Origin of the sequence: Emticicia sp. (assembly GCF_049241225.1) — a bacterium.
GTDB lineage: Bacteria > Bacteroidota > Bacteroidia > Cytophagales > Spirosomataceae > Emticicia.
In genome coordinates this window covers 1-2,400 of the sequence record NZ_JBMLRC010000135.1, presented here as the reverse complement: position 1 = coordinate 2,400, position 2,400 = coordinate 1, and the positions used below count along the sequence as shown (strand labels likewise).

Below are 2,400 nucleotides of genomic sequence, written 5' to 3'. Positions count from 1 at the left end.
TTAATTCCAAATGGAAGGTCTTTTTTCTGTTGAAACAACATATTTTGCTGATGTAATTTTGCCCGTGCCGATTCCACGAATGTTTACGTATCGGATACCGAGAAATTTTGTTGATGAGATAAAAATCGGAGCGAGGGTCATTGTTGAATTCGGCAAAAATCGGGTCGTGACGGCGGTTGTCGGACGGATTCACGAAACACCTCCAGCAAAATACCAAGCAAAATATATTCTCGAACTACTTGATACAGAGCCACTTATCACGAAGCAACAACTTTGGCTATTCGATTGGATTGCCGATTATTATATGTGTTGCGTGGGCGAAGTGATGAATGTGGCCGTGCCGTCGGGTTTGAAAGTTACGAGCCAATCGAGGATTCAACTCAATCCTGACTTTGACCATCCTGAGCTTTTGGAAGAAAACGAAATTGAGTTTTTGGAGATTCTGAAAAACCATGCTTCGTTAACTTATGATGATGCCTTGAAATTTGTGGGCGAAACCAACATCAATGCCATGATAAAGTCGTTGATTGGTAAGCACGCAATTATTATGTATGAGGAAGTTAAGGAAAAATATAAGCCAAAAATTGCTAAAAAGATTCGTCTAAAAAGGGTTTACGAAGGCAGTGAAGAAGTGGCTAATTTGATTGATTCGTTGGCCAAAAATGCCAAACAACAAACGGTTGTGTTGGAATATTTACGCCAGATTCCGATGCACCAACTGCGTGAACGCAATCAGTTTGGAGTTGATAAATCGTTTTTTACACAAGGCGAAACTTCCGATTCTTCGCTCCATAAATTGATTGAAAAAGGAGTTTTGGAGCAGTTTGAAATCGTGGTTTCTCGTTTTGGCGATGATATGCCAACTGAGCCAGTTAAAATCGAGCTGACCGAAGCCCAACAGCAAGCCAGCAACGAGATTTTATCGAATTTTCAAGAAAAAGACATCGTTTTACTGCACGGAATTACGGGTAGTGGAAAAACTGAGATTTATATTGATTTGATTCAACAAGTGCTTGAAGGTGGCTCGCAAGTATTATTTTTATTGCCCGAAATTGCCCTTACGACCCAAATTGTGGTGCGTATGAAGCGAGTTTTTGGTGATAAAATGGGTGTGTATCACTCTAAATTTTCGGACAATGAACGAGTTGAGGTTTGGAAAGGTGTGCTTGAAGGACGCTACCAGTTTGTGGTAGGTGTGCGTTCGGCGGTTTTCTTGCCGATGGACAATTTGGGCTTGGTGATTATTGATGAAGAACACGAAAGTTCGTATAAACAATATGACCCCGCACCACGCTACCACGCCCGTGATGTAGGCATTATGCTGGGGCTAAAACAAGGTGCAAAAATCTTGTTGGGTTCGGCCACGCCCTCACTCGAAAGTTATTATCAGGCTTCTACTGGCAAATATGGTTTGGTTACGCTCAACCAACGCTACGGAAATGCACAGTTGCCTGATATTCAACTGATTGATTTAAAAGCTGAACGCAAGGCAAAAACCATGAAAAATGATTTTTCGGGAACTTTGTGCCAGCATATTGAACATAATTTGGCCATTGGCGAGCAGACAATCATTTTCCAAAACCGACGTGGTTATTCGCCGTATTTGAATTGCCAAGAATGTAATTGGATTGGTGAATGTGAGCAATGTGCGGTGAGTTTGACTTACCACCTCGACTCGAAAGAATTGCGTTGCCACTATTGCGGACATAAAGAGGAAATTCCGAGGGCTTGTCCAGCTTGTGGTTCGGGGAAAATCCGAACGGTGGGTTTTGGGACTGAAAAGCTCGAAGATGACCTCCGAATTATGTATCCAGCGGCACGAGTACAACGCATGGATTTGGATACGACTCGCACAAAAAATGCTTATCAGACAATTCTTGGGGAGTTTGAGCAAGGAAATACCGATATTTTGGTCGGAACGCAGATGATTAGTAAAGGTCTGGACTTCGACCGAGTGAGTTTGGTTGGAATTTTTGATGCCGACCGCATGATTCATTTTCCTGATTTTCGGGCGGCTGAAAGGGCTTTTCAGATGCTTACGCAGGTGAGCGGGCGTGCAGGCCGACGTGAGAAAAAAGGTTTGGTGCTGATTCAGACCAATAATACGCAACAAAGTTTGCTACACAAAGTTGTGGCGAACGATTATATGGGTTATTATAATGATGAAATCAAGGAGCGAGAAGGGTATTTTTATCCGCCTTTTACTCGTGTGATTTCGATAACCGTAAAGCACGAAGAACAAGACAAAGCCGAAAAAGCTGCTCATTGGTTGGCCAATAAATTGCTCGAAAAACTCGGCAAAGCTCGTGTACTCGGCCCCGAAAAAGGTATGGTTGAGCGAGTAAGAAATAAGTTTTTGTTTGATATTTTGCTAAAACTCGAAAAAGATAAACTCAACAT

The 2,400-nt window shown here is 42.3% G+C and carries 1 protein-coding gene; it reads left to right on the top strand.

The annotated features are described in order from the left end of the window. Positions 1–10: 10 nt before the first annotated feature. On the top strand, positions 11–2,400 hold a 2,390-nt coding region (priA, locus tag ACOVO2_RS08200), incomplete at its 3' end, for a replication restart helicase PriA (RefSeq protein ID WP_421769492.1).